General features: G+C 69.6%; 23 protein-coding genes, 1 tRNA gene and 2 pseudogenes. 15 read left to right on the top strand and 11 right to left on the bottom strand.

Going from position 1 to position 26,613, the window contains the following annotated elements; all coding sequences use genetic code 11:
• Positions 1-7: 7 nt before the first annotated feature.
• The 4 genes from pstA to pstS (ACYVJJ_RS12995) all read right to left on the bottom strand — a co-directional run bounded on the left by pstA (position 8) and on the right by pstS (ACYVJJ_RS12995) (position 4,170).
• The gene (gene pstA, locus ACYVJJ_RS13010) at positions 8-856 is read right to left on the bottom strand and encodes a phosphate ABC transporter permease PstA (RefSeq protein WP_460834168.1); all 849 of its coding nucleotides are present in this window, start codon (positions 854-856) and stop codon (positions 8-10) included.
• Entirely contained in the window at positions 856-1,812 is a 957-nt protein-coding gene (gene pstC, locus ACYVJJ_RS13005) for a phosphate ABC transporter permease subunit PstC (protein ID WP_460834166.1), read from the bottom strand. Before pstC ends, pstA begins: the two co-directional genes overlap by 1 nt.
• A 94-nt stretch (positions 1,813-1,906) precedes the next feature.
• Complete coding sequence (gene pstS / locus ACYVJJ_RS13000) at positions 1,907-3,001, bottom strand: phosphate ABC transporter substrate-binding protein PstS (protein WP_460834164.1); 1,095 nt, start codon at positions 2,999-3,001, stop codon at positions 1,907-1,909.
• Positions 3,002-3,153: 152 nt separating this feature from the next.
• Entirely contained in the window at positions 3,154-4,170 is a 1,017-nt protein-coding gene (gene pstS / locus ACYVJJ_RS12995) for a phosphate ABC transporter substrate-binding protein PstS (protein WP_460834162.1), read from the bottom strand.
• Positions 4,171-4,446: 276 nt separating this feature from the next.
• Here pstS (ACYVJJ_RS12995) and ACYVJJ_RS12990 point away from each other — a divergent pair, with 276 nt between their 5' ends.
• Positions 4,447-5,742, top strand: a complete 1,296-nt coding sequence (locus ACYVJJ_RS12990) for an OprO/OprP family phosphate-selective porin (RefSeq protein ID WP_460834161.1) — start codon at positions 4,447-4,449, stop codon at positions 5,740-5,742.
• Between the two features lie 37 nt (positions 5,743-5,779).
• On the opposite strand, the gene nth is transcribed toward ACYVJJ_RS12990, so the two are convergent.
• The 3 genes from nth to ACYVJJ_RS12975 all read right to left on the bottom strand — a co-directional run bounded on the left by nth (position 5,780) and on the right by ACYVJJ_RS12975 (position 8,027).
• A complete protein-coding gene (gene nth, locus ACYVJJ_RS12985; protein WP_460834159.1) occupies positions 5,780-6,484 on the bottom strand; it encodes an endonuclease III in 705 nt (234 codons plus the stop codon).
• Positions 6,485-6,870: 386 nt separating this feature from the next.
• Entirely contained in the window at positions 6,871-7,239 is a 369-nt protein-coding gene (locus ACYVJJ_RS12980) for a hypothetical protein (protein ID WP_460834157.1), read from the bottom strand.
• Positions 7,236-8,027: an enoyl-CoA hydratase/isomerase family protein gene (locus ACYVJJ_RS12975; RefSeq protein ID WP_460834155.1), complete on the bottom strand. Its 792-nt coding sequence runs from the start codon at positions 8,025-8,027 to the stop codon at positions 7,236-7,238. Before ACYVJJ_RS12975 ends, ACYVJJ_RS12980 begins: the two co-directional genes overlap by 4 nt.
• Positions 8,028-8,234: 207 nt before the next feature.
• Between ACYVJJ_RS12975 and ACYVJJ_RS12970 the strand changes: the two genes are divergently transcribed.
• The 3 genes and pseudogenes from ACYVJJ_RS12970 (at position 8,235) to ACYVJJ_RS12960 (ending at position 10,664) form a co-directional block, all read left to right on the top strand.
• On the top strand, positions 8,235-8,930 hold the full coding sequence (locus ACYVJJ_RS12970; RefSeq protein WP_460834153.1) for an FKBP-type peptidyl-prolyl cis-trans isomerase N-terminal domain-containing protein: 696 nt from the start codon (positions 8,235-8,237) through the stop codon (positions 8,928-8,930).
• An 84-nt stretch (positions 8,931-9,014) separates the two neighbouring features.
• Positions 9,015-9,804: pseudogene (locus tag ACYVJJ_RS12965) on the top strand (CoA pyrophosphatase).
• Complete coding sequence (locus ACYVJJ_RS12960; RefSeq protein ID WP_460834151.1) at positions 9,801-10,664, top strand: sulfurtransferase; 864 nt, start codon at positions 9,801-9,803, stop codon at positions 10,662-10,664. The pseudogene ACYVJJ_RS12965 and the gene ACYVJJ_RS12960 overlap by 4 nt, the downstream one beginning before the upstream one ends.
• A 4-nt stretch (positions 10,665-10,668) precedes the next feature.
• Here ACYVJJ_RS12960 and ACYVJJ_RS12955 read toward each other — a convergent pair whose 3' ends face one another.
• Positions 10,669-11,448: an enoyl-CoA hydratase/isomerase family protein gene (locus ACYVJJ_RS12955; RefSeq protein ID WP_460834149.1), complete on the bottom strand. Its 780-nt coding sequence runs from the start codon at positions 11,446-11,448 to the stop codon at positions 10,669-10,671.
• An 86-nt stretch (positions 11,449-11,534) separates the two neighbouring features.
• Here ACYVJJ_RS12955 and ACYVJJ_RS12950 point away from each other — a divergent pair, with 86 nt between their 5' ends.
• Entirely contained in the window at positions 11,535-11,978 is a 444-nt protein-coding gene (locus tag ACYVJJ_RS12950) for a copper chaperone PCu(A)C (RefSeq protein WP_460834148.1), read from the top strand.
• 3 nt (positions 11,979-11,981) lie between these two features.
• Here ACYVJJ_RS12950 and ACYVJJ_RS12945 read toward each other — a convergent pair whose 3' ends face one another.
• A complete protein-coding gene (locus tag ACYVJJ_RS12945; protein WP_460834146.1) occupies positions 11,982-12,467 on the bottom strand; it encodes an acyl-CoA thioesterase in 486 nt (161 codons plus the stop codon).
• Positions 12,468-13,111: 644 nt separating this feature from the next.
• Positions 13,112-15,979: pseudogene (gene uvrA, locus ACYVJJ_RS12940) on the bottom strand (excinuclease ABC subunit UvrA); the annotation flags it as partial.
• 296 nt (positions 15,980-16,275) lie between these two features.
• On the opposite strand from uvrA, the gene rplU reads away from it, so the two are divergent.
• From rplU to cgtA, 3 genes are all read left to right on the top strand, one after another.
• On the top strand, positions 16,276-16,593 hold the full coding sequence (rplU, locus tag ACYVJJ_RS12935) for a 50S ribosomal protein L21 (protein ID WP_460834144.1): 318 nt from the start codon (positions 16,276-16,278) through the stop codon (positions 16,591-16,593).
• Positions 16,594-16,608: 15 nt separating this feature from the next.
• On the top strand, positions 16,609-16,869 hold the full coding sequence (gene rpmA / locus ACYVJJ_RS12930) for a 50S ribosomal protein L27 (protein ID WP_460834142.1): 261 nt from the start codon (positions 16,609-16,611) through the stop codon (positions 16,867-16,869).
• A 154-nt stretch (positions 16,870-17,023) separates the two neighbouring features.
• Positions 17,024-18,127 carry an Obg family GTPase CgtA gene (gene cgtA, locus ACYVJJ_RS12925; RefSeq protein ID WP_460834140.1) on the top strand — a complete coding sequence of 368 codons (1,104 nt, stop codon included), beginning with the start codon at positions 17,024-17,026 and terminating at the stop codon, positions 18,125-18,127.
• A gap of 316 nt (positions 18,128-18,443) precedes the next feature.
• Here the strand turns inward: cgtA and rpsT are convergent, their stop codons facing one another.
• Positions 18,444-18,716 carry a 30S ribosomal protein S20 gene (gene rpsT, locus ACYVJJ_RS12920; RefSeq protein WP_460834138.1) on the bottom strand — a complete coding sequence of 91 codons (273 nt, stop codon included), beginning with the start codon at positions 18,714-18,716 and terminating at the stop codon, positions 18,444-18,446.
• Between the two features lie 138 nt (positions 18,717-18,854).
• On the opposite strand from rpsT, the gene murJ reads away from it, so the two are divergent.
• From murJ to ACYVJJ_RS12885, 7 genes are all read left to right on the top strand, one after another.
• Positions 18,855-20,444, top strand: a complete 1,590-nt coding sequence (murJ, locus tag ACYVJJ_RS12915) for a murein biosynthesis integral membrane protein MurJ (protein WP_460834136.1) — start codon at positions 18,855-18,857, stop codon at positions 20,442-20,444.
• Positions 20,445-20,474: 30 nt separating this feature from the next.
• Positions 20,475-21,428: a bifunctional riboflavin kinase/FAD synthetase gene (locus tag ACYVJJ_RS12910; protein ID WP_460834135.1), complete on the top strand. Its 954-nt coding sequence runs from the start codon at positions 20,475-20,477 to the stop codon at positions 21,426-21,428.
• A 75-nt stretch (positions 21,429-21,503) separates the two neighbouring features.
• Entirely contained in the window at positions 21,504-24,302 is a 2,799-nt protein-coding gene (gene ileS, locus ACYVJJ_RS12905) for an isoleucine--tRNA ligase (protein ID WP_460834691.1), read from the top strand.
• 32 nt (positions 24,303-24,334) lie between these two features.
• A complete protein-coding gene (lspA, locus tag ACYVJJ_RS12900) occupies positions 24,335-24,844 on the top strand; it encodes a signal peptidase II (protein ID WP_460834133.1) in 510 nt (169 codons plus the stop codon).
• A gap of 9 nt (positions 24,845-24,853) precedes the next feature.
• Positions 24,854-25,804 (top strand): 4-hydroxy-3-methylbut-2-enyl diphosphate reductase, encoded by a 951-nt coding sequence (ispH, locus tag ACYVJJ_RS12895; protein ID WP_460834131.1) that lies wholly within the window; start codon positions 24,854-24,856, stop codon positions 25,802-25,804.
• Positions 25,805-25,875: 71 nt separating this feature from the next.
• Positions 25,876-25,951, top strand: a tRNA-Thr gene (locus ACYVJJ_RS12890).
• Positions 25,952-26,029: 78 nt separating this feature from the next.
• Positions 26,030-26,587, top strand: a complete 558-nt coding sequence (locus ACYVJJ_RS12885; protein ID WP_460834129.1) for a hypothetical protein — start codon at positions 26,030-26,032, stop codon at positions 26,585-26,587.
• Positions 26,588-26,613: the final 26 nt, after the last annotated feature.

Below are 26,613 nucleotides of genomic sequence, written 5' to 3'. Positions count from 1 at the left end.
AGTCAGGTCAGTCATGGGAGATGCGGCCGCGAAGCACGATCGTGCGGGCGAGCAGGCTCACCAGCAGCACGAAGACGGTGAGCATAAAGGCGCCGGCCCAGGCGAGCGTGTGCCACGTCTCGAAGGGGCTCATCGCGTACTGGAAGATCACCACCGGCACGTTCGCCATCGGCGAGAGCAGGTCGCTGGTCCAGTACTGGTTGTTGAGCGCGGTGAACAGCAGCGGTGCGGTCTCGCCCGAGATGCGGGCCAGCGCCAGCAGGATGCCGGTGACGATGCCCGGCAGCGAGGAGCGGTAGAGCACCTGCAGCGTGACCTTCCACTGCGGCACGCCGAGGCTGAGCGCGGCCTCGCGCATCTGCGTGGGGACCAGCCGCAGCATCTCGTCGGTGGTGCGCACCACCACGGGCAGCACGATGAAGGCGAGCGCGATCGAGCCGGCCAGCCCCGAGAAGTGCTCCATCTGCGCTACCACGAGCGTGTAGACGAACAGGCCGAGCACGATCGAGGGCGCGGACAGCAGGATGTCGTTGAGGAAGCGCACCGTCTCGCCGAGCCAGCTGCCCTTCGCGTACTCGGCGAGGTAGGTGCCGGCGAGCACGCCGATCGGCGCCCCGATGACGATTCCCAGCAGGCTCATCACCGCGCTACCGAAGAAGGCATTGAGCATGCCGCCTTCCTCGCCCGGCGGCGGGGTCATCTGGGTGAACAGCGCCACGTTGATCGACGCGATGCCCTTGCTCAGCGTGGTCCACAGGATCCACGCGAGGAAGAACAGGCCGAACAGCGTCGCGAGGACGGCGAGGATCTGCGCGAGGACGTTCTTGAAGCCACGCCAGCCGTAGAGCGGGACCATCACGCGCCCTCCCTGCGGGCGAGGCTGCGCAGCATCAGGCGGGCGATGCTGAGCACGACGAAGGTGACGATGAACAGCACGAAGCCGAGGGCGATCAGCGCGGAGCGGTATTCGTCCGAATCGGCCTCGGCGAATTCGTTCGCGATCGTCGCGGCGATGGAGTTGCCCGGCATCAGCAGGGACGCGGTGAGTTCGTGCGCATTGCCCAGCACGAACGTCACGGCCATCGTCTCGCCGAGCGCGCGGCCCAGGCCGAGGAAGATGCCGCCGATCACCGCCGAGCGCGTGTAGGGCAGCACGACGTCCCAGACGACTTCGAAGCGCGTCGAGCCGAGGGCGTAGGCCGATTCCTTCAGGCGCCCGGGCACCGTGAGGAACACTTCGCGCATCACCGAGGCGATGAAGGGAATGATCATGATCGCGAGCACGAGGCCGGCGGTGAGCATGCCGAGGCCGATCGGCGGGCCGGCGAACAGCGGACCGACCAGCGGCCACGTGCCCATGTTCTCGTCCACCCACGGATAGACGTGCTCGGACAGGTAGGGCACGAGGATGAAGAGGCCCCACATGCCGTAGATGATCGACGGGATGCCCGCGAGCAGCTCGATCGCGGTGCCGACCGGGCCGCGCAGCCACTTCGGCGCGATCTCGGTCAGGAACATCGCGATGCCGAAGCTCACCGGCACCGCGATGATCAACGCGATGAGCGCGGTGACGAGCGTGCCGTAGATCGGAACGAGCGCGCCGAACGCGAGGCCCACGGGGTCCCAGGCCTTCGAGGTGAAGAAGCCCAGACCGAACTTCTCGAAGGTCTGGCGGCCGCCCCAGAGCATCGAGAACATCGCGGCGGCGAGCGACACGAGGACGACGAGCCCCGCGCCGGTGACGAGCGCGCGGAAGGCACGGTCGGCGCGCAGGTCGCGGCTGGAGCCGGCGTCGGTGGCAGTCGGATTCATGCGGGGCGTCGGCTCTCGAGCGCGGCGGAGGGCGGATGCGGCACCGGGCCGCCCCGATGGGCGACCCGGCGCGATGCGGCAATGGCCGAAGGGATCACTTGAACTCGGTGGACCAGTACGTCTGGACCTGCTGCACGAGGGCCGGCGGCAGCGGCACGTAGTGCAGTGCCTTCGCCTGGTCGGCGCCCTCGGCGAGCGACCACCGGAAGAAGTCGAGCGCGGCCTTCTGCCGCGCCGGATCCTTCGGCTGCTTGTACATGAGGATGAAATTCGTCGCGGCGATCGGCCAGGCCTGCGGGCCGGGTGCGTCGGTGATCACGAGGTGGAAGTCCTTCGCGTTCGCCCAGTCGGCCGTCGCGGCGGCGGCCTGGAACGATTCGATGCTCGGCTGCACGAAGTTGCCGGCCGCGTTCTGCAGCTGCGTATGCGCCATGCCGTTCTCGGTGGCGTAGGCGAGCTCGACGTAGCCGATCGAGCCGCGGATCTGCTTGACGTAGGCGGCGACGCCCTCGTTGCCCTTGCCGCCGATGCCCGTGGGCCACTTCACCGAGGTGCCTTCGCCGACCGCGCCCTTCCAGCCCGGGCTGACCTTCGACAGGTAGTTGACGAAGTTGAAGGTGGTGCCCGAGCCGTCGGAGCGGTGCACGACGTTGATCTTCAGGTCCGGCAGCGGCACGCCCGGGTTGAGCGTCGCGATGCTCGGGTCGTTCCACTTCGTGACCTTGCCCATGAAGATGTCGGCGAGCAGCGCGCCGGACAGGCGTAGCTGGCCCGCGGTCACGCCCGGTACGTTCACCACCGGCACCACGCCGCCGATGGCCGAAGGGAACTGGCCCAGGCCCGCCGCGGCGAGCTCCTCGGACGGCAGCGGCTTGTCGGACGAGCCGAAGTCGACCGTGGCGGCCTTGATCTGGGCGATGCCGCCGCCGGAGCCGATCGACTGGTAGTTGATCTTGTTGCCGGTCGCCTTGTTGTAGGCGTCGGACCACTTGGAAATGAGCGGGTAGATGAAGGTCGCGCCGGCGCCCGTGATCTCCGTGCCCTTGCGGTCACCCGCGTCGGTGGCCGTGGTGCCGGCCGTACCCGGCGCGGTCGCGGCGGCGCCGTTCTCGGCGTCGTTCGAACCGCCACAGGCCGACAGGGCGAGGGCGATGGTCGCGGCGAGGATCGCGCGGCGTGCGGTCTTCATGGAGGCGGCTCCGAAAGGGTCGGCCGGGCGAGTGGCCGGGTCGGGCCTATTGAATGATGGTTTTGTTACAGCGCCATGACATGGGCGCAGCCGCTGTCACCACGACGGACGGGCCCCCGGAGGGCCCGCCCGCCGAATCGCCATCGCGGTGGTTACTTCGCGTTGACCGCGAGGTAGGCCTCGACCTGCTGCACCAGCCCCTGTGGCAGCGGCACGTAGTCGAGCGCGCGCGCCTGCGCATCGCCGTTGGCATACGCCCAGCGGAAGAAGTCGATCGCGGCCTTGGCGCGCGCGCGGTCCTTCGGCTTCTTCTGCATCAGGATGAAGTTGGTCGCGGTGATCGGCCACGCGTTGGCGCCGGGCGCGTTGGTCATGACGAGGAAGAAGTCCTTCGCCTTCGCCCACTCCGCCGAGGCGGCCGCGGCCTGGAAGGTCTCGTCCGACGGCAGCACCCAGTTGCCCGCCGCGTTCTTCATGCGGGCATAGGCGATCTTGTTCTGCAGCGCGTACGACAGCTCGACGTAGCCGATGCCGCCCTTGATCTGCTTCACGTAGGCCGCCACGCCCTCGTTGCCCTTGCCGCCGACGCCGGCCGGCCAGGTCACCGCCGTGCCTTCGCCGACCTTCGTCTTCCACTCGGGGCTGACCTTGGAGAGGTAGTTCGTGAAGTTGAACGTCGTGCCCGAGCTGTCGGAGCGGTGCACCACCGTGATGCGCTGCGCGGGGAGCGCCACGCCCGGGTTGATCGCCGCGATGCGCGCGTCGTTCCAGGTCTTGATGTCACCGAGGAAGATGTCGGCGAGCGTGGCCGCGTCGAGGCGCAGCTGGCCGGCCTTCAGGCCCGTCACGTTGTAGACCGGCACTACGCCGCCGATCGCCGACGGAAACTGGTAGAGGCCGCCCTGCGTGAGTTCCTGCGGCGACAGCGGCTTGTCGGTCGAGCCGAAGTCCACCGTGCGCGCCTTGATCTGCGCGATGCCGCCGCCCGAGCCGATCGACTGGTAATTGACCTTGTGGCCGGTGGCCTTCGAATAGTCGGACGACCACTTCGAGATGAGCGGATAGATGAAGGTGGCACCCGCGCCGGTGATCTCGGCGGCCGGGGCGGGGAGGGCCACGGCCCCGGCGAGGGCGAGCGCGGCGAGGCGGATCTTGAACGAGGCGAACATGTCTGCGGCTCCTGGCGAGTCGGTCCCGGCAGGGCCGGGCGTCGAGCGGCATTGGACGACCGTCGTATGACAGGCCGATGTGCGTCGCATGACAACCGGGTGACAATGCGCGCCCCGCGCGACGTCAGGTGCTCGGCATCGGGCCGTTTCCCGCGGCCGCTGCACGCGCGAGGCCTGTCACTTCACTGTCAGATTCGCCGTGCACTCTGGCGCCGCTTCACCGGGCCTTAACGCGCCGGCGAACCCCGGTCGAACATCCATCCAGGAGCTCATTCCATGCGTCTTTCGGTCCTCGCGTCCGCCGTCGCGGCCGCCCTCATCCTCACCAGTTTCGACGCGAGCGCGCAGAGCCGCGACGACGAGCTCGCCGCGCTCAAGGCGCAGCTCGAAGCACTGCAGGCGAAGGTCGCCGAGCTCGAGGAGCGCAGCGACGCGCAGTCGGACGTCAACGTCGACACCGCGCAGGCCATCGAGAAGGCCACCGTCGGCTCGCCGAAGGTCGACACCAAGGGCGGCATCAAGATCACGTCGGCCGACGGCAAGTTCGAGGCGCAGCTCGGCGGCCGTATCCAGTTCGACGCGTATGCCTTCGATCGCGACGTCGCCTCGACCACGGGCACCACCGAATTCCGCCGCGCGCGCCTCACGCTCCAGGGCAAGGCCTACGGCTGGGACTACAAGGTCGAGCAGGACTTCGCCGCGGGCACGAATCTGGAAGGCCTGCGCGACCTCTACATCAGCAAGGCCTTCGGCAAGAACCGCGTCACCATCGGCCACTTCAAGCCGTACCGCGCGATGGACGAGCTCACCAGCTCGAACGAGATCCTGATGATGGAGCGTCCGTTCGCCTCGGCGACGGGCCTGTTCAATGGCCGTCAGTTCCAGCAGGGCATCGGCTACCTGTACTCCGGGGACAACTTCACCGCCGGGTTCACGGGCTTCAACCTGCGCGGCGCGTCGACGGTGCGCAACGAAGGCGTCGGCGCCTCCGGCCGCGTTACCTTCGCGCCGATCAACACCGAGCAGAGCACGTTGCACCTCGGCGCGTGGGCGAGCACGGAGAACCTCAATCTCGGCTCGCCGGACCTGACCGCCGTCGCCAACTACGCCGGCCGCCGCGGCCCCTCGCAGACCATCGCGACCGTCAGCGGCACGAGCGGCGACAGCATGACGGCGATGGGCGTCGAAGCCGCCGCCTCGTTCGGGCCGCTGTTCGTGCAGGGCGAGTACGTCATGGCGGATTTCGAGCGCCCGATCGGCGCCGACCACGAAGTCGAGACCTGGTACGTGCAGGGCGCCTACATCATCGGCGGCCACCGCGCCTACAAGCCGGCGACCGGCGTCTTCGGCGCGCCGAAGTACGTCGACAAGGGCATCTGGGAACTGACCGCGCGCTACGACCACATCGAGAACAAGGACATCTTCCGCCGCGAGGCGAATTCGATGATCCTCGGCGTCAATTACTACCTCAATCCCGCCATGCGCCTCATGTTCAACTACACGCGCGGCGAGAACGAGGTCAACGGCGACGAGACCGGCCAGTACGCGGTGCGTACGCAGTTCGCCTGGTAACGCGTCGCCGCGGCACCCTCTCTCTCCAGCTCTCTCTTCAGCCCCCGGACTTCCGGGGGCTTTTTTTCTTCGTGACGCGCGCCGGCGCGACTTCGAGCGGGGGCGGCGCGCCGGGTGTCTTGGCGGTGTACTGGCACAGGTCGCGCACGATGCAGCGCGGGCATTCCGGCAGCCGCGCCTTGCAGGTATAGCGCCCGTGCAGGATCAGCCAGTGGTGCGCATCGCGCAGGAACTCGTCCGGGATCGCGCGCAGCAGGCTGTCCTCGACTTCGCGCACGTTCGCGCCGGGCGCGAGTCCGGTGCGGTTGGAGACGCGGAAGATATGCGTGTCCACCGCCATGGTGGACTCGCCGAAGGCGGTATTGAGCACCACGTTCGCCGTCTTGCGGCCGACACCGGGGAGCGCCTCCAGTGCGGCCCGGTCGCGCGGCACTTGGCCGCCATGCAGGTCGATCAGCTGGCGCGCCATCGCCGCGACGTTGGCGGCCTTCGTGCGGTGGAAATTGACGTTCGCGATGAAGGGCATCAGGCCTTCGGCACCCAGCGTCGCGATCGCGTCCGGTGTGTTGGCGACCGGGAACAGGCGCCGCGTAGCCTTGTTCACGCCGACGTCCGTCATTTGCGCGGACAGCGTGACCGCCACCAGCAGCTCGTACGGCGTCGTGTACTCCAGCTCGGTGGTCGGTACCGGATTGGCGTCGCGCAGCCGCACGAAGAGCTCGCGGATTTCCTTCGCGCGCATGCGTCGTGCGGGACCTGCAGGTGCCGTCGCGGCAGACTTTCGTGCGGGCGACGTGCGCACGGTGCGTGTCGTCGCGCCAGGCGACGTCGGCCCGGTGCGCCGGCTGCGTGTCTCTGCCGCGCCGATCGGCTTGCGCGCTCCGGTACGCCCTGCGCGCAGTTCGGTCGTTACCCGGTCAGCGGCCTTCGCCCGGTCAGCGGCCGTCGTGCCGGTCTGGACTGATCGCGTCCGCGGCCCGGCTCCACGATGCGGGCGAGGCGCCGCGGCGACCGGCACTTCGTCGGCGATGGGCGGTCCGGTCATCGCCGACTGCGAAGGCGCGCCACGCGCAGCGCTGCGCGATACGCGCGCGGCCCGCACCGTGGGCGTGTCGCCTCGAGGCGGCGTCACGCGCGCCCTTTTGCGCGTGCCATCGCCCGGGCGAGGGCATCGGCAGCGGCGGACGGCAACGCCGGTCGGCTCGCCGGCGTTGATGCAGCGGGCGCCTGCGCCGCCGCGTGCCGCTCGGCGGCGCGGCGTGCACGTCGGGCCTCGCGGGCGCGGAAGCGTGCGCGCGCGGCGAGCGCGGCACGGCGCTCGTCGCGAACGGCCGTGACCCGCGACGCACATTCGGGCTCACAGTCGGGGCAGGGCGATGCATCCAGCAGGCCCAGGTCGATCGCGCGGTCGACGTCATCGTCGAGCAACGCGCCGACCAGCGCATGCGCACCGGTCCCGTGCATGCAGCCGCAGCCCGGGCAGGTGGCTGCGGTCACTCGCCCGCGAACGTCGGCTTGCGGCGCTCGAGGAAGGCGGACGTGCCTTCGCGCATGTCCTGCGTCGAGAACATCAGGCCGAATTGCGCGGCCTCGTATTCCAGGCCTTCCTCGATGCCGCACTCGCCGCCGTGGTTCACGCAGTCGAGCATGCCGCGCAGCGCGAGCGGTGCGGACGCCGCGAGCTGCCGCGCGACCGCGAGTGTCTGCGCCTGGAGCTCCGCCGCCGGCACGACGCGGTTGACGATGCCGAGCGAATACGCGCGTGACGCATCGATCGGCGTGCCGAGCAGGCACAGCTCGAGCGTCGCCGCACGGCCGGCGAGGCGCAGCAGGCGCTGCGTGCCGCCGAAGCCGGGGATGAGCCCGAGGTTGATCTCCGGCTGGCCGACACGCGCGGTGTCGGCCGCGATCCGCAGGTGGCAGCACATCGCGAGCTCGAGCCCGCCGCCGAGCGCGAAGCCGTTCACCATCGCGATCACCGGCTTGGGCGAGCGCTCCACGCGGCGCATCATCCGCTGGCCGCGCAGGGCGAAGTCGCGGCCCTGCACCGGCGTGAGGGTGTTCATCTCGGCGATGTCGGCACCGGCGACGAACGCCTTGGGGCCCGCGCCCGTCAGCACGATCGCGCGGACAGACGCGTCGCTGATCGCGGCGGTAAACGCGGCATCGAGCGCGTCGATGGTGGCCGCGTTCAGGGCATTGAGCTTGTCGGGACGGTTGACCGTGATGATGCGGACGCCGTCCTGGTCCTGCGTGGCGACCGGCTGTGCGGATGTATCGGACATGGGGGTTCCCAACAAAGGAAAACGGGGGCTGAAACGCCACGGAACTCGACGCGCGGCCCGCTGTCATACGGTCGGCGTCAGTGGCGGTTAAGGCCGGGCGCCAGTATCCTAGCGCGCCACTCGGGGCTGTAGTCGGGTGCGCATCGCAGGGGTTCCAGGCCGATGCGCATGTGGCGCACCGAGCATCTCTTCCGGAGGTTCCACCCAATGAAGTTGCGTCTGATGGCCGTCGCCGCGGCGGCTCTCGTCTTGTCCGCGGGCGTCGCTGCCGCGCAGGACACCTCGTCCGAGAAGGGCAAGCTCAGCTATGCGCTGGGTTACGACTACGGCCTCAGTGCCGCGCAGCTCGCCGCGAATGGTGAGCAGATCGACATCGCCACCGTGATCAAGGCGATGCAGGATGCCTACGCCAAGAAGCAGCCGACGGTGCCCGTCGAGCAGCTCCGCACCGCGGTGCAGAGCATGCAGACGCGCCAGGCGGCGAAGGCCAAGGCCGAGTGGGACAAGGCGTCCGCCGAGAACAAGACCAAGAGCGATGCCTACCTGGCGGCCAACAAGGGCAAGCCGGGCGTGAAGCTGCTCCCGAGCGGCGTGCAGTACCGCGTGATCGAGAACGGCGCCGGTGCCAAGCCGACGCAGGCGAGCACGGTGCAGCTCGAGGTGGCCGGTCCGTTCGGCTGGGGCGAGCGCCCGCAGCAGGCGCGTCCGCCGCAGAAGATGGAAGCCATCAAAGTCAGCCAGATCGAGATGCCGGCCATGCGCGAGGCGATCCTGCAGATGCAGCAGGGCGCCAAGTGGGAAATCACCCTGCCGCCGGACAAGGCCTTCGGCGCGGACCCGCGCACCGGCCTGCCGCCGAACGTGGCGGTGCAGTTCGAAGTGAAGCTGGTCAGCGTCAAGTAAGCGCGCGGCGCTTGCCGCCGTCGCCTTCGACGTGTTGAATCCTCGCGCCGGCCCCGAGCCGGCGCGAGTCTTTTGGGGAGTCCGATGTCCCAGTTCCGTGCCGTGCTGAGCCCGTGCATCGGCGTCTGCGAGGTCGATGCGCAGGGCTACTGCGCCGGCTGCCTGCGCACGCTGGCGGAGATCGCGCAGTGGTCGCAGCTGGGCGATGCGCAGCGCCTGCACATCATGGACGTCGTGCTGCCCGAGCGGGAGACGCGCCTGCGTGGCGCCTGAGGCGCTCGCGGACCTTGTCCGCGCGCTGTATCCGCTCGCCACGCCACCGACGGGCGCGGGCTGGAACCTCGCCGAGCTCGAGGGCCTCGTCGCGGCCACCACGACCGCCGAGGCCGCGGTCCTCGTCGGCCTCGTCCCGCGCAACGACGGGCCCAAGGTACTGCTCACCCGCCGCAATGACGACCTGCGCAACCATGCGGGGCAGGTGAGCTTTCCTGGCGGGCGCCTCGACGCCGCCGATGTCGACGCGGTCGCGGGCGCGCTGCGTGAGACGCACGAGGAAGTCGGCATCGCGCCCGCGCTCATCACGCCGCTGGGCTACCTCGACCCGTTGGCGACGATCACCGGCTTCCGCGTGATGCCTGTCGTCGCATGCATCGACCCGTGTTACGTCGCGCGACCGGATCCCGCGGAGGTCGCGGAAGTCTTCGAGGTACCGCTCGCCTACCTGCTCGACCCCGCGAACGTCGAGGCGCGCCGCTTCGCCGTGGGCGGCCGCGAGCGGACGGTCTGGGAGTACCGTTACCCGGGCCAGCGGATCTGGGGGGCCACCGCCTCGATCCTGCTCAACCTCCGCCACCGCCTGGACGCGCTGCGATGACCGACTACTGGACCACCCTCGTCGACGCGACCACGCTCGCCGCGCACATGGACGCACAACGCGTCGGCACACGGCCGCTTGCGATCGTCGATGCGCGCGTCGTGCTCGCCGAGCGGTCGGCCGCGGAGGGCGCCTACCGCGCCGCGCACCTGCCGTCCGCGCGCTTCGCCGATCTGGAGACGGACCTCTCCGGCCCCCACCGGCCGGGCGCCGGTCGCCATCCGTGGCCCGCGGCCGACGATTTCGGCCGCACATTGGGGCGGCTGGGCATCGCCCCGGACACCCAGGTCGTGGTGTACGACGACGCGTCCGGTGCACTCGCCGCCGCGCGCCTCTGGTACCTGCTGCGCGCCTGGGGGCATCGCTGTGTCGCCGTGCTCGACGGCGGGCTCACGGCCTGGCGCGGCGCGGGACTGCCGCTCACCGACGTGGTGCCACCGTCGGGCACGTCGCCCTACCCGGGCGCGTTCGACGCGGAACGCCTGATCGACACCGACGCACTCGCAACCAAGCCCGCCGCGGGCGTGCTCGTCGTCGATGCGCGCGCCGCGGAGCGCTATCGGGGCGACGTCGAGCCGCTGGACCGCAAGGCCGGGCACATCCCGGGCGCGGTCAACCGACCGTTCGCCGATAACCTCATCGACGGCCGCTTCAAGTCGCCGGAGGCGCTTCGCCGTGAATACACGGCGCTGCTCGGCGGGCAGCCGCCGTCGACCGTGGTCGCGAGCTGCGGCTCGGGCGTGACGGCCTGCCACCTGCTGCTCGCGATGGTGCATGCCGGGCTCGACGGGGCCCGGCTCTACACCGGCTCGTGGAGCGGCTGGATCGAGGACGACGCGCGACCGATCGAACGCGCCTGACGGCTCAGGCCGGCTTTCCGAGGCGCGCGAGCACGGCGCGGAGCGCGGCCTGCGTGGCATCGGAGTACCAGGCCTCGATGAAGCGCTCGAGTTCGACGTTCCTCGGATGCAATGCCTCGATGGCGTCCGCACGTGCGATCGCGCGCGTCTCGAGCATCGGTGCGCGGGGGAGGGCAGCGAGGCCCTCGAGCCAGCGGATCGCCGCGGCCGGAACGTCGTCGACGGCGACCAGCTCGTCCACGAGGCCGACCGCGAGTGCGTCCTCCGCCGTCGGCATCGCGCCCGCCACCAGCATCCGCTCGGCACGGTGCGGGCCGACGACGCGGCGCAGCAGCCGCTGGATCCCCTCCGGCGCGACGAGGCCGACCTGGGTCTCGTTGAGGCCGATGCGGAACGGCTTGGCGGGATCCACCGATCGCGCCATGACGCGGTAGTCGCAGCACAGCGCGAGCACGCAGCCGCCCGCGGGCGCATGGCCGGCCATCCCGGCCACGACCGGTACCGGCGACGCGACGAGGGCGCGTGCAAGGCCGAAGAAGGCTTCCCAGGCATGCATGAGGGCCTCGCGGTCGCGGCCGAGCCCCATCAGGTGGGGCACGTCGAGGCCCGCGCTGAACACCGACGGCCCGCCCGTGAGCGCCACGCCGCCGGCCCCGGCGGCGATCGCATCGGCGAGCGCCTGGCGAACCGCGCCGCAGAGCGCGGGGTCGAGCGCATTGACCGGCGCACGCGCCATCCGGATCTCGACGAAGCGACCGTGTTCTGTGAGCTGCACGAGACTCATCGCGGACCTCCCGGGGGAGCCGGGAGGTTAACCGGCGAGGACAGGCGGCGCGAGAGCGGTCACCCGTGCGGGGCTACAATCGCGCCATGCACCTCCGGCACCTGGTCGTCGCGTTCGTCCTGCTCGCCTCCGCGTCCGGCGCGGCCGCGCGCACGCGGCCCTGCGCACCGGTCGTCACGGCGCCGTGGGTGCGGATGGCGCCGGCCTCGATGCCCATGGGCGCAGCGTTCGCGGTGATCGAGAACCGGTGCGTGGACGGGATTGAGCTGGTCGGCGTCTCGAGCCCGGACTTCGGCAGCGTGTCCATGCACGAGACACGCGTCGATGCCGGCGTGAGCCGCATGCGGCCCGTCGCGCGGCTCGCCGTGCCGACGCGCGAGCGCGTCACGTTCCGACCCGGAGGCCTGCACGTGATGCTGTCGCGACCCCAGCGCGCGCTGGGGCCCGGCAAGGTCGTGCGCCTCGTCTTCCTCTTCAGCGACGGCAGCAGCGTCCGCGTCGACGCGCCGGTCCGCGACAGCGCGCCGTAGGCCTCAGGCGCAGGCGGTTCGGACGCTCTGCGGCAGCGGCGCCGCGCGGCCGCTCTCGCGATCGATCCAGACCATCACCACGTTGCCGTCGCAGTAGACCGCGCCACCGTCGTTCGCGTCGACGATGCGATGGCCGATCGTCAGGCTGCTGCCGCCGATCCGCTCCACGAAGAGTTCGACATGCACGTCGCCCGGCCAGCCGATCGGGCGGCGGTAGTTCAGGTTCGATGCCGCAACCACCGGCGCGACGTGCTCGTCGAGCCCCATGCCGGGGATCGCGAGCATCCAGCGCAGGCGTGCCTCCTCGAGGTAGCTGAGGTACTTCGAGTTGTTGACGTGGTTGAAGGCGTCGAGATCGCGCCAGCGCACCGAGAGCGGCACGCGCACGAGGCGTCGCTGGCCGGCAGGCGTGGTCTCGCGGGGCGCTGCCTGGAGCGCGGGTGCCGCCGACGGTCGCGAGGCGGGGTCGATGTGCGGTTTGCCCGGCATCGGCCCCTTCGCGTTCGGAGAGATATCGCCGCCCGGCGGCGTGTCGGCGGGCGGGACATCGGCGGACGCGAGCCGCCCCTCGTCCGCGGCACCCGGCCCGGCCGGTTCCACCTGCTTATCCGGCGCAGGTGCGGCCGGCGCGCCGGGATGCTTCGATGCTCGCGGCGATACAGCATCACTCGACGATGCATCGCCGACAGTTGCCTCGGCGGCAGCACGGGGCCCGCGTCCACGCCCACCCCGATCCGCACGTGGAACGGCAGGCGTAGTGCCGTGTGCCATGACGGCCGGAACCTCGGCCACAGATGATGCGGCCTCGGACACCGCTTCCGCCATCCCCGCTGCTGCACGCAGTGGTGCCGGGTGAGCCACGTCGTCCGAGTGCGAATGCGTCGTCGGCAGATCGGCCGTCGCGGCATCCGCCGCGCGCGCTGCAGGCGCCACCGGCTTCACGTCGGCGCGCAGGCTGTCAGCCCCGGTCGCGGTCGATGCGAGCGCCTGGCTCATCGCCTCGCCTTCGGACGCCGCCTGCACGGCCGGCGCTGCCGCCTTCTTCGGCGCGCGCTTGCGCGGCGGGCCGCGGCGGCGGGGCTTCTTCTCGGTCGGCGGTGCAGGCGTGTCGGTCATCGTTTCGCGGTCTTGCGTCGGCGGCCGGGGCTCGGCGCGGGCGCGACAGCTTGATCGCGTCGGAGCAGGGGCGCAAGGAAGCGGCCGGTGTACGACTGCGGCATCGCCGCGATGTCCTCGGGCGTGCCGCAGCCCAGAATCATGCCGCCGCGGTGCCCGCCCTCGGGGCCGAGGTCGACGAGCCAGTCGGCGGTCTTGATCACGTCGAGGTTGTGCTCGATGACGACGACGGTATTGCCGTCGTCGCGCAGGCGGTGCAGCACGCCGAGCAGCTGCTCGATATCGGCGAAGTGCAGGCCGGTCGTCGGCTCGTCGAGGATGTAGAGCGTGCGGCCGGTGTCCCGACGCGAAAGCTCCTTCGACAGCTTGACGCGCTGCGCCTCGCCGCCCGACAACGTCGTCGCGCTCTGTCCCAGCTTGATGTAGCTCAGGCCGACGTCCATCAGCGTCTCGAGCTTGCGGCTGATCGACGGGATCGCGTCGAACAGCTCGAGCGCGTTCTCGACGGTCATCTCGAGCACGTCGTTGATGTTGTAGCCCTTGTAGAGGATCTCCAGCGTCTCGCGGTTGTAGCGCTTGCCGTGGCAGACGTCGCAAGGCACGTAGACGTCGGGCAGGAAATGCATCTCGACCTTGATCAGGCCGTCGCCCTGGCAGGCTTCACAGCGGCCGCCGCGCACGTTGAAGCTGAAGCGGCCCGGCGCGTAGCCACGGGCGCGCGATTCCGGGACCTGCGCGAACAGCTCGCGAAGAGGCGTGAACAGGCCGGTGTAGGTCGCAGGGTTGCTGCGAGGGGTGCGGCCGATCGGCGACTGGTCGATGTCGACGACCTTGTCCCACAGTTCGATGTTCTCGTAGCCGTCGTGCGGCGCCGGCGACATCGATGCGCCGTTGAGCTCGTTCGCGGTGATCGCGTACAGCGTGTCGTTGATCAGCGTCGACTTGCCCGAGCCTGACACGCCGGTGATGCACGTGAGCAGGCCCGCCGGGATCTCCAGGTCGACGTTGCGCAGGTTGTTGCCCTTCGCGCCCTTCAGGCGGAACGTCATCGACGGATCCGGCTTGCGGCGCGTAGCCGGCACCTCGATCTTCCGCGCGCCACTGAGGAACTGGCCGGTGACGGACGCCGGGCTGGCCATCACGTCGGCGGGCGTGCCCTGCGCGACGATCGCGCCGCCGTGCACGCCCGCGCCGGGGCCGATGTCGACCACGTAGTCCGCCAAACGGATCGCGTCCTCGTCATGCTCGACCACGATCACGGTGTTGCCCAGCTCGCGCAGGCGCGTGAGCGTGCCCAGCAGGCGCTCGTTGTCGCGCTGGTGCAGGCCGATCGACGGCTCGTCGAGCACGTACATCACGCCGACAAGGCCCGCGCCGATCTGCGAGGCCAGCCGGATGCGCTGCGCCTCGCCGCCCGACAGCGTATCGGCCTTGCGCTCGAGCGTGAGGTAGTCGAGGCCGACGTCCACGAGGAACTTCAGGCGCTCGGCGATCTCCTTGACGATCTTCGCGGCGATCTCGCCGCGCCAGCCGGGCAGGGCCAGCTCCTCGAAGAAGCGCAGCGCCGCGTCGATCGGCAGCATCACGATGTGCGCGACCGCATGCTCGCCGACGAAGACGTTCCGCGCCGAGCGGTTCAGCCGCGCGCCGCCGCATTCGGTGCAGGGCCGGTCGCTGATGTACTTCGACAGCTCCTCGCGCACCGCGTCCGACTCGGTCTCGCGATAGCGGCGCTCGAGGTTCGGGATCACGCCCTCGAAGCGGTGGCGGCGCTGGTAGCGGCCGCCCGAATCATTGACGTAGGTGAATGTGACCGCGTCCTTGCCGCTGCCGTACAACACTGCCTGCCGCGCCTTGTCCGCGAGCGCGTTCCACGGGGTGTCGACGTCGAACCCGAAATGGCGGGCGAGCGACTGCACCAGCTGGAAATAGTAGGTGTTGCGGCGGTCCCAGCCGCGCACCGCGCCGGCCGAGAGGGAGAGGTCCGGGTGCACGACCACGCGCGACGGATCGAAGAACTGGCTCACGCCGAGGCCGTCGCAGGTCGGACAGGCGCCGACCGGCGAGTTGAACGAGAACAGGCGCGGCTCGAGCTCCGGCAGCGAGTAGTCGCAGACCGGGCAGCTGTACTTCGACGACAGCAGCAGCGGCGCGGCCCTCTCGTCGTCGAGCGACTGCACGATCGCCATGCCGTCGCCGAGCTTGATCGCCGTCTCGAACGATTCCGCGAGGCGCTGCTTCAGGTCGTCGCGCGGACGGAAGCGGTCGACCACGGCCTCGATCGTGTGCTTGGTACGCAGCGCGAGCTTCGGGACGTCGTCGATCTCGTAGAGGGCGCCGTCGACGCGCACGCGCACGAAGCCCTGCGCGCGCAGCTGGTCGAAGACCTGCGAATGCTCGCCCTTGCGCTCGCGGATCACGGGCGCGAGCAGCATCCATCGCTGCTCGGGGTCGAGCGCGAGTGCCTGGTCCACCATCTGCGAAATCGTCTGCGCCTCGAGCGGGAAGTGGTGCTCGGGGCAGCGCGGGATGCCCACGCGCGCGAACAGCAGGCGCAGGTAGTCGTAGATCTCGGTGATCGTGCCGACGGTCGAGCGGGGGTTGTGCGAGGTCGACTTCTGCTCGATCGAAATCGCGGGCGACAGGCCCTCGATGTGGTCGACATCGGGCTTTTCCATGACCGACAGGAACTGCCGGGCATACGCGGAAAGCGATTCGACGTAGCGGCGCTGGCCTTCGGCGTAGATCGTGTCGAACGCGAGCGACGACTTGCCCGAGCCGGACAGGCCGGTGATGCAGATCAGCTTGTCGCGGGGGAGGTCGAGGTCGACGTTCTTCAGGTTGTGCGTCCGCGCGCCGCGGATGCGGATGAATTCCATCGCCATCGGTAAATCCTGGGGTGGGGGATCGCCGTCGCGCGGCGAACAGGAGAGCGTATCGGGCGCGGGCAGCGGGGACAATTTGTCCGTCCGGCGGGCAGCAAGGCGTGAGCGGAGCGCGCGACGGCCGCTTCCTGAACAGGCGTCAGGGTGGGGCCGGGGCGTCTCGCGCGATGAGACGCCCGCCACGGAAGCCCGGCGGCCGGGACCGTTGCGGCAAGCCTTTGAATCCCCTAGAATTCCGCTTCTGTCTGCGCTCGATCGCGGACAGCGACCACAATAACTACAGAGGAAGTCTGGTCATGTACGCAGTACTGGTCACCGGTGGCAAGCAGTACCGGGTGATGGAAGGCGAGACGCTGCGCGTCGAGCTGCTCGAGGCCGACGCCGGCAGCGAGATCACCTTCGACAACGTTCTCATGCTCGGCGGCAGCGATGGCGTGAAGGTCGGCGACGCGCTGAAGGGCGCGACCGTCAAGGCCACCGTCGTCGGCCACGGCCGCGCCGACAAGGTCAAGATCGTGAAGTTCCGTCGCCGCAAGCACCATCGCAAGCAGATGGGCCACCGGCAGCACTACACCGAAATCCAGATCACCGGCATCGCCGGTGGCAACAAGTAAGAGGGAGACGCCGCCATGGCACACAAAAAGGGCGTAGGTTCCACCCGCAACGGCCGCGACTCCAACCCGAAGTACCTGGGCGTGAAGATCTACGGCGGCCAGGCCATCGAGGCCGGCAACATCATCGTTCGTCAGCGCGGCACCCAGTTCCATCCGGGTCCGGGCGTCGGCCTCGGTCGCGACCACACGCTGTTCGCGCTGGTCGACGGCAAGGTCGAGTTCTCGGTGAAGGGCGCGGCGAAGCGTCGCACCGTCAGCGTCGTCAACGCCGAGTAAGCGGCGCCGCGATGCGTTGAGGAGCCCCGCTTCGGCGGGGCTTTTCGTTTCTGCGCACCGCTCATGATGGCGGCGCGCACGCGGCGAAGCCGCTAAAGTCTGCCGCCTCGAACGCGGCATCCGCCGGACAGCTCCGGCGTTCCAGGAAGAATCCATGAAACTCGTCGACGAAGCCGAAATCCAGGTCATCGCAGGCAACGGCGGCAACGGCTGCGTCGGCTTCCGCCGCGAGAAGTTCATCCCGCTCGGCGGCCCGGACGGTGGCGACGGCGGCGATGGCGGCAGCGTCTGGCTCGTCGCCGACGAGAACCTCAACACGCTCGTCGACTTCCGCCACCAGCGCATGTTCAAGGCGCAGCGCGGCGAGAACGGCATGGGCAGCCAGCGCTACGGCAAGGGTGGCGAGGACCTCGTCGTGACCGTGCCGGTCGGCACCGTGATCACCAACGTCGAGACCGACGAGGTCATCGGCGACCTCACGCGGCACGGGCAGCGCCTGCTCGTCGCGCAGGGCGGCAAGGGCGGCCTCGGCAACATGCACTTCAAGAGCTCGGTGAACCGCGCGCCGCGCAAGGCGCTGCCGGGCCTGCCGGGCGAGCAGCGCATGCTGAAGCTCGAGCTCAAGCTGCTGGCGGACGTCGGCCTGCTGGGCTTCCCGAATGCAGGCAAGAGCACGTTCATCCGCGCGGTGTCGGCGGCGACGCCGAAGGTGGCGGACTATCCGTTCACCACGCTCTACCCGAACCTCGGCGTGGTGAGCGTGGAGCCGCACCGCAGCTTCGTCATCGCCGACATCCCGGGCCTGATCGAGGGCGCGGCGGAAGGCGCCGGGCTCGGCGCGCAGTTCCTGCGCCACCTGCAGCGCACGCGCCTGCTGCTGCACCTCGTGGACATCGCGCCGATGGAAGGCGGGGTGGAGGGCGTGAGCCCCGCCGAGCAGGTGCGCGCGATCGAGCACGAGCTGGGCAAGCACGATCCGGAACTGCTGGAGAAGCCGCGCTGGCTGATTCTCAACAAGGCCGACCTGCTGCTCGACGAGGAGCGCGACGCGCTCGTCGGCTCGATCGTCGACGAGCTGGGCTGGCAGGGGCCGCGCTACGTCGTCTCGGCGATCGGGCGCGACGGCACCTGGCCGATCATGAAGGACGTGATGGCCTTCTTCGACCGGCAGCGCGAGGACGCAGAGGAGGCGAAGGCCGAGGCGGACGCGCGTGCAGGCGCTGCGGGCGACGGCGGGACACCGGCGGGCGAAGCCTGAGCCGTGCCGGCGCGCTGGGCATCACCGTGAACCCTGACCTGGCGCGGTCGGCGCCGCATGGGCCGGGCGCGTCGACGCGTCGCACGTGCAACCGTGCAGCGTCGATGCCATGCCGGGATGCATGCGGCGTCGCGCATTCAATGCCTGCCGCACCTGCACAGCCATCATTGCGCGCGGCCCGTTCCTCAGCGACGCTGCGCCCATGTCGCGCGTCGCGGGTGCACGCGCCAGCCGCCGGGGACGACTACCACTCGCCTTTCGCAGGCAACAAAAAAGCCCGGCCGGAGCCGGGCTTTCTCGCGGTGCGAGGCTCGCCTCAGGCGGCGGTCTTGAGCGCCTTGATGCGGGCGTTCAGACGGCTCTTGTGGCGGGCGGCCTTGTTCTTGTGGATCAGGCCGCGCGAGCTGAAGCGGTCGAGCAGCGGCTGGGCCTGCGCGAACGCGGCCTCGGCGCCGGCGGCGTCGTTGGCGTGCAGCGCCTTGAGCACCTTCTTGACGGAGGTGCGGAGCATCGAGCGCTGGCTGGCGTTGCGCAGGTTGCGCACGACCGTCTGCTTGGCGCGCTTCTTGGCGGACTTGATGTTTGCCACGGCGGTTTCCTGGAAGTCTTAATGGAGCGGCTGTCCGGGAGACAGCGCGGAAAGGAGATGAAGGTTGGGTAAAAACAGACCCGAAAGTATGGCGGGATCAATGGCTTGCGTCAACAACGCCCGCCCGGAGGCGCGCTGATGGCCGCGCCGGCCAAGCCGCGGGGCGGCGGAATGCTGCGCTCCACCGCCGTCTTCAGCGCGATGACCTTCCTCTCGCGCATCGCCGGCTATCTGCGGGATTACCTGCAGGCGACGATCTTCGGCGCGAGCCCGGCCGTGAGCGCGTTCGTGGTGGCATATCGGATCCCGAACTACCTGCGGCGCATCTTCGCGGAGGGCTCGTTCTCGTCCGCCTTCGTCCCGGTCCTCGCGGAGCTCAAGCAGAAGGGCGACGACCGCGCCGTCCAGGACTTCCTCGACCACGTCGCGGGCGCGCTGCTCGCCGTGGTCGTCGCGGCGACGGGCCTCGGGATGCTGCTCGCCCCCTGGATCGCCCGCCTGTTCCTGCTGTTCGCCGACGAGTCGAAGGCGGACATGGTGGACCTGACCGCCGACATGCTGCGGATCACGTTCCCGTACCTGACGTTCATCTCGATGACCGCGCTCGCGGGCTCGGTGTTGAACACCTACCGGCAGTTCGGCCTGCCGGCGCTGACGCCGGTGCTCCACAACCTCGGCGTGATCGCCGCGATGCTGCTGCTGGCCCAATGGCTCGACGTGCCGGCCAAGGCGCTCGCCTGGGGCGTGCTGGCGGCGGGGATCCTGCAGTTCCTCGTGCTCTGGATCGCCATGGGGCGCCGGGCCCTGCGGCCGCGCCTGCGCTTCGGATTCCGGCACGAGGGCGTCCGGAAGGTCGGGCGGCTCATGCTGCCGACGATCTTCTCGTCCTCCGTCTCGCAGGTGAACCTGCTGGTCGGCACGATCTTCGCGTCGTTGCTGGTCGCCGAAGCGCAGTCGTGGCTGTACTACTCCGACCGCCTGACGGAGCTCCCGCTGGGCCTGTTCGGCGTCGCGATCGGTACCGTGATCCTGCCCCAGTTGTCGCGGCATCACGCCGATGCGGACGCCGAGGGCTACTCGCGGGCGCTCGACTGGGGGCTGCGGACGGTAATGCTGGTCGGGATGCCGGCCGCCCTGGGCCTCGCGCTGCTGTCCAATGCGCTGACCGCCTCGCTCTTTCGCTATGGCGCGTTCACCGCCGACGACACGCGGATGGTGGGCTGGGCGCTGATGGCGATGTCGATCGGCATCCCGGCCTTCATGCTCAGCAAGGTGCTGCTGCCGGCCTTCTACGCCCGCCAGGACACGCGCACGCCCATGCGCGCCGCCGTCTACACCGTCGTGGCCAACGTCGTGCTGACCATCGTTCTGGTCACCCCGATGTGGAAGGCCGGGCTGCGGGGCGCGCACGTCGGCATCGCCGCGGCGACGGCGATCGCCGGCATCTTCAACTGCCTGCTGCTGTGGCGCTGGCTGCGGCGTGAGGGCGTGTACCGCCCGGAAGCCGGCTGGCTGCGCTGGATGCTCCGCATCGTCGCCGCCCTCGTCGTGATGGGCGGGACGGTGCTGTTCGTCGAGGCGCTGCTGCTGCGGCAGCTCGGCGACTGGTCGACGATGCCGGGGCCGTGGCGTTGGGGGGCGCTGCTGACCACGGTGGCCGCCGGCGGCGGCGCTTACGGCGCGACGTTGCTGGTGCTCGGCCTGCGGCCGCGGCACCTGCGGCATTGAAGCCCGACCCGGCGGCTATACTTCGATCGGATGAGCAGGCTGTTTCGTGACGTCGACGGCGGGGAAGTGACTCCGCGCGGGAGCGTGGTCTGCATCGGCGCATTCGACGGCCTGCACCTGGGGCATCAGGCGCTGGTGCGCCACGCCGTCGCGCGTGCGCACCTGCTGGGCGTGCCCGTCGTCGCGCTGTCGTTCGAGCCGCTGCCGCGCGAGTTCTTCGGGAAGTCCGCACCGCCGCCCCGCCTGCTGTCGATGCGTGCGAAGGCACGGGGACTGCGCGACCTCGGGGCCGACCACGTCGGCCTGCTGCGTTTCGACGGGCGCCTGAGCGCCATGACCGCCTCGGAATTCGTCGAGCGCGTCCTCGTGCAGCGCCTCGCCGCGCGCGAGGTCTGGGTGGGCCCGGATTTCCGCTTCGGCCATGCCCGTGCCGGTGACCTCGCACTGCTCCGGCATGCCGGCAATGCGCACGGCTTCGCCGCAGGCAGCATCGAGCCGGTCGAGCTCGACGGCGAGCGCGTGTCGAGCACGCGCGTACGCCGGGCGCTGGTCGCGGGTGACCTGGCGACTTCCGCACGCCTGCTGGGGCGCCCCTATGCGATCGGCAACCGCGTCGTGCGTGGCCGCCAGCTCGGCCGCACGCTCGGCTATCCCACCGCCAACCTGCGACTGCCGCGCGGCGTGCCGCCGCTGTCGGGCATCTTCGCCACGTGGGTGCATGGCCTCGGGCCGCGTCCGCTCGCGTCGGTCTCCAGCCTCGGCACGCGCCCCACGGTCGGCGGCGTCGAGCCGCTCCTCGAGACCCACATCTTCGATTTCGACGCGGACATCTACTCGCGCCGCATCGAGGTCGAGTTCGCCGCGCGGCTGCGCGACGAGCTGAAGTTCGACGGCCTCGACGCGCTCGTTGCGCAGATGGACCGCGATGCCGCACTCGCGCGCGAGGTCCTCGCGTCCCCCCATTCCCTACGACAGACCGCCTGAGCCGTGAGCGAGCGCGAAACCCCCGAGACGAATCCGTACAAGGCCACGCTGCACCTGCCGGCGACGGACTTCCCCATGCGCGGCGACCTGCCCAAGCGCGAGCCGCAGACGCTCGCGCGCTGGGAAGGCGAGGGCCTGTACGCGCGCATCCGCGAGCAGGTGGGCACGCGCGAGAAGTCGTTCGTGTTGCACGACGGCCCGCCGTATGCGAACGGCACGATCCACATCGGCCATGCGGTCAACAAGGTGCTGAAGGACATCGTCGTGAAGTCGCGGCTGCTGGCCGGGTACGACGCACCGTACGTTCCGGGCTGGGACTGCCACGGCCTGCCGATCGAGGTCGCGGTCGAGAAGAAACACGGCAAGGTCGGCGAGAAGCTCGATGCCGCGGCCTTCCGCCAGAAGTGCCGCGAGTACGCCGCCGAGCAGATCGACCTGCAGCGCCGCGACTTCAAGCGCCTGGGCATCCTGGGGGACTGGGAAAACCCGTACCGCACGATGGATTTCCGCTTCGAGGCGGACATGCTCCGCTCGCTCGCGAAGATCGTCGAGCGCGGGCACCTGGTGCGCGGCGCGAAGCCGGTTCACTGGTGCTTCGACTGCGGCTCGGCGCTCGCCGAGGCCGAGATCGAGTATGCCGACAAGAAGTCGCCGGCGATCGACGTCGCTTACCTCGCGCGCGATCCGCAGGCGCTCGCGCGCGTGTTCGGCGTGGACGTCGATGCAGGCGTCGAGGTGGCCGTGCCGATCTGGACCACCACGCCGTGGACGCTTCCGGCGAGCCTCGCGGTGTCGGTCGGACCGGAGCTCGAGTATTCGCTCGTCGAAGGCCCGGGGGGACCGAACGGCCGCCGACTGCTCGTGCTCGCCAGTGCGCTCGTCGAGCGTGCGCTCAAGCGCTACGGCGTGGACGACGTGCAGGTGCTCGGCACGTCGCCCGGCGCGCCGATGGAAGGCCTGCTGCTCGCGCATCCGTTCTACGAGCGCGAAATCCCGCTGCTGCTCGGCGACCACGTTTCCGCGGAAGAGGGCACCGGTGCCGTGCACACCGCGCCGGGCCACGGCCAGGAAGACTTCGCGGTCAGCCAGAAGTACGGCCTCGTCGACCGATACGCGGCCGGCGTGATGAACCCTGTCGACGCGCGCGGCCGCTACCTGCCCGGCACGCCGCCCGCGAACGGCGTCGAGATCGCCGGCGTACACCTCTGGAAAGCCAACGACCTGCTGGTCGAGGCCGTGCGTGCGCGCGACCTGCTGCTCGCCTCGTTCACCCTCGAGCACAGCTATCCGCACTGCTGGCGCCACAAGACGCCGGTCGTGTTCCGCGCCACGCCGCAGTGGTTCATCTCGATGGAGCAGGGTGGCCTGCGCCGCGACGCGCTCGCAGCCATCAAGGAGGTCGGCTGGTTCCCCGAATGGGGCGAGGCGCGCATCGCCGGCATGGTCGAGGGGCGCCCGGACTGGTGCATCAGCCGCCAGCGCACGTGGGGCGTGCCGATCGCACTCTTCGTCAATCGCCAGACGCACGAGCCGCATCCGCGCTCGGCCGAGCTGATGCGCGAGGTCGCCAAGCGCGTGGAGCAGGGCGGCGTCGACCTCTGGTACGCGCTCGACGCGGGGGAACTGCTCGGCGCCGAGGCGGCCGATTACGACAAGGTCACCGACATCCTGGACGTCTGGTTCGACTCCGGCGTCACCCACGAGTGCGTGCTCGGTGCGCGGCCGCAGGACGGCCTGCGCAAGCCGGCCGACCTCTACCTCGAAGGCTCGGACCAGCATCGCGGCTGGTTCCAGTCGTCGCTGCTCACCGGCGTGGCGATGGACGGCGTCGCGCCGTACCGGCAGGTGCTGACGCACGGCTTCACCGTCGACGCGTCCGGCCGGAAGATGTCGAAGTCGATCGGCAACGTCGTCGAGCCGCAGAAGGTGATCGACCAGATGGGCGCGGACGTGCTGCGCCTGTGGATCGCGTCGACCGACTACCGGGGCGAGATGTCGGTCTCCGACGAGATCCTCAAGCGCAGCGGCGACGTCTACCGGCGCCTGCGCAACACGGCGCGATTCCTGCTGGCGAACCTCGACGGCTTCGAGCCGGCGTCGCACCTTCAGCCTTCGGACTCGATGGTCGCGATCGACCGCTGGATCGTGCATCGCGCCTTCGAGTTGCAGCAGAAGCTCGCCGCCGCGTACGAGCGCTACGACTTCGCGGAGATCGTGCAGTCGCTCGCGAACTTCTGCAGCGTCGACCTCGGATCGCTCTATCTCGACGTGACCAAGGACCGGCTCTACACGATGCCGGAAGACTCGCAGGGCCGCCGCTCGGCGCAGACCGCGATGTACCACGTGGCCGAGGCCTTCGTGCGCTGGATCGCGCCGATCCTCACGTTCACCGCCGACGAGATGTGGCGGTTCCTGCCGACGACCGCCGCGGACGGCGAACGCACTGGGAACGTGCTCTTCGCGACGTGGTACGAGGGCCTCGTGCCACTCGGCGACGGCGCGACCCTCGGCACCGGCCGGTTCGAGCAGCTGCTCGCGCTGCGCGAGCGCGTGAGCCGCACGCTCGAGCCGATGCGCGCCGCCGGCGAGATCGGCGCCGCACTGGAGGCGGAGATGGTGCTCACGGTCGATCCCGACACCCGTGCATGGCTCGCCGACCTGCAGGAGGAACTGCGTTTCCTCTTCATCAGCGGTGATGTGGAGCTGGCGGAGGGCGATGCGGTCGACGTGCGCGCCCGTCGCACGGAGAAGGCCAAATGTGTGCGCTGCTGGCACTACCGGGCCGATGTCGGCTCCGTCGCCGCGCATCCGGCGCTCTGCGGCCGCTGCGTCGTCAACCTCGAGGGCGCCGGCGAAGCCCGGCGCTGGTTCTGATCGACGGCCGCCTGCGGCTGTCCGGAGTAGCGATGAAGTCCACCGTCCCGTCCAATGCGCTTTCCTGGCTGCTGCTTTCGGCCGTGATCATCGCGCTCGACCAGCTGAGCAAGGCCTGGGTGCTGTCGTCGCTGCCCGAATACACGGCCGTGCCGGTGATCGAGGGCTTCTGGAACTGGTACCGCACCTACAACACCGGCGCGGCGTTCAGCTTCCTCGCCAATGCCGGCGGCTGGCAGAAGTACTTCTTCGTGATCGGCGGCGCGCTCGTGAGTGCGCTGCTCGCGTGGTGGCTCGCGCGCACGCCGCGCAGCGACTGGAAGACGGCGCTGCCCTACGCGCTGGTCATCGGCGGTGCGATCGGAAACGTGATCGACCGGCTGCTGCACGGCCACGTGGTCGACTTCATCCAGTGGCATGTGGGCGACTTCTACTGGCCGGCGTTCAACATCGCCGATTCCGCGATCGTGGCGGGCGCGGCCGGGCTGATCCTGCTTGGCCTGTTGCCCGCGCGTAAGCCTTCCGCGGCAGCCCGGGGCTAACATCCGCCAATGGACATCCTCCTCGCCAATCCCCGTGGCTTCTGCGCGGGCGTCGACCGTGCGATCGAGATCGTCAAGCGGGCCATCGAGATCCTCGGCGCGCCGATCTACGTCCGCCACGAGGTGGTCCACAACCGCTTCGTCGTCGACGACCTCAAGCAGCGCGGCGCGGTCTTCGTCGAGGAACTCGACGAGGTGCCGGACGGCGCGACGGTGATCTTCAGCGCGCACGGCGTCTCGCAGGCGGTGCGCACCGAGGCGGCGCGCCGCGGCCTGCGGGTCTTCGATGCGACCTGTCCGCTCGTCACCAAGGTGCACCTCGAGGTCTCGCGCCACTGCCGCGCGGGCCGCGATGTAGTGCTGATCGGGCATGAGGGGCATCCCGAGGTGGAGGGCACGATGGGCCAGTGGCTGCGCGAAGGCGCGACCGGCCGCATCTACCTCGTCGAAGACGTCGACGACGTCGCCGCGCTGGAGGTGTCGCAGCCGGAGAACCTCGCCTACACGACCCAGACCACGCTCTCGGTCGACGACACGCGCGTGGTGATCGACGCGCTCCGCGGGAAGTTCCCGGCGATCCAGGGGCCCCGCAACGACGACATCTGCTACGCGACGCAGAACCGGCAGGACGCGGTCCGCGAACTCTCCGCGCGCTGCGACCTCGTTCTGGTCGTCGGCTCCGTCAACAGCTCCAATTCCAACCGCCTGCGCGAGCTGGCCGAACGCGAGGGCGTGGAGTCGTACCTGATCGACGGCGCGAACGAGATCAATCCGGCCTGGGTGGACGGCAAGCGGCGCATCGGCGTGACGGCCGGGGCCTCGGCGCCCGACATCCTCGTCCGCGGCGTGATCGACCGGCTGCGTGCCCTCGGGGCGACGGGCGTCACGGAGCTGGAGGGCGAGCCGGAGAACATGGTCTTCGCGCTGCCGAAGGAGCTCCGGCTGCAACTCGTGGACTGAGTCGTTGACCCGGCCGCCGGCGGTGCCTAGAATTCCGCCTCCCGTCGCGGTTCCGCGGCGGAGCAGCACACGCCGGAATAGCTCAGTTGGTAGAGCGGCGCATTCGTAATGCGTAGGTCGTAGGTTCGATTCCTATTTCCGGCACCAACAAAAACAAGGGCTTGCGCTGGTTAGTAGCCTCGCAGGCCCTTGTTCTTTTCAGGGTGGGTAACAACGGGGTAACGCATGTGTAATGTCGATTGGTCGGCGTTGGGCACGTGGGTAACCGGTATCGCTGCGGCGCTCATCGCGCTATTCGCATTTCAGTACAGCCGCAGACTTGGAACAGTGCAGGACAGGGCAGCGAGCCGGCGTGCGCGTGCCTATGCACTTGCCACAGTCGAAGAATTTAAGTCGATGCGTAGCCGTGCGACGATGTGCCTCGAAATGCTTCGTGACGTACTGCTCAGTGCCTCTGACGCGCCGAACCCCTCTGCTTTCGCTGGCATGTTCAGTGCGCTGCCGTCATTCGCGCCCAGCGATTGGCTCTCAGAGTCGCCGGCGATTGGGGATCTGCAGGACGAGGCGATCCCTGCCGTTGCGCGTGCAATCGCTGCCGGCTCTGAGGCGGAGCGGTTTCGCAAGATGATCGAGCGCGTCCTTAAGGATGTTGGTCCTGAGCATTTTGAGCCTGGCGCGCGTCCGATGTTGACCTCGTGCGCCAAGGCGCTGGAAGTACTTGTACTCCGTATCGACGATGCGGTACCGCTGCTCGAGCAAACGGCAGCACCTCACGGGCGATGAAAGCGGTGCGTCCTGTGAGACGCCAT

Source organism: Lysobacter humi (ex Lee et al. 2017), assembly GCF_054781815.1.
Note: the sequence above shows the minus strand (reverse complement) of the source record. Positions and strands in the feature narration are given on the sequence as shown.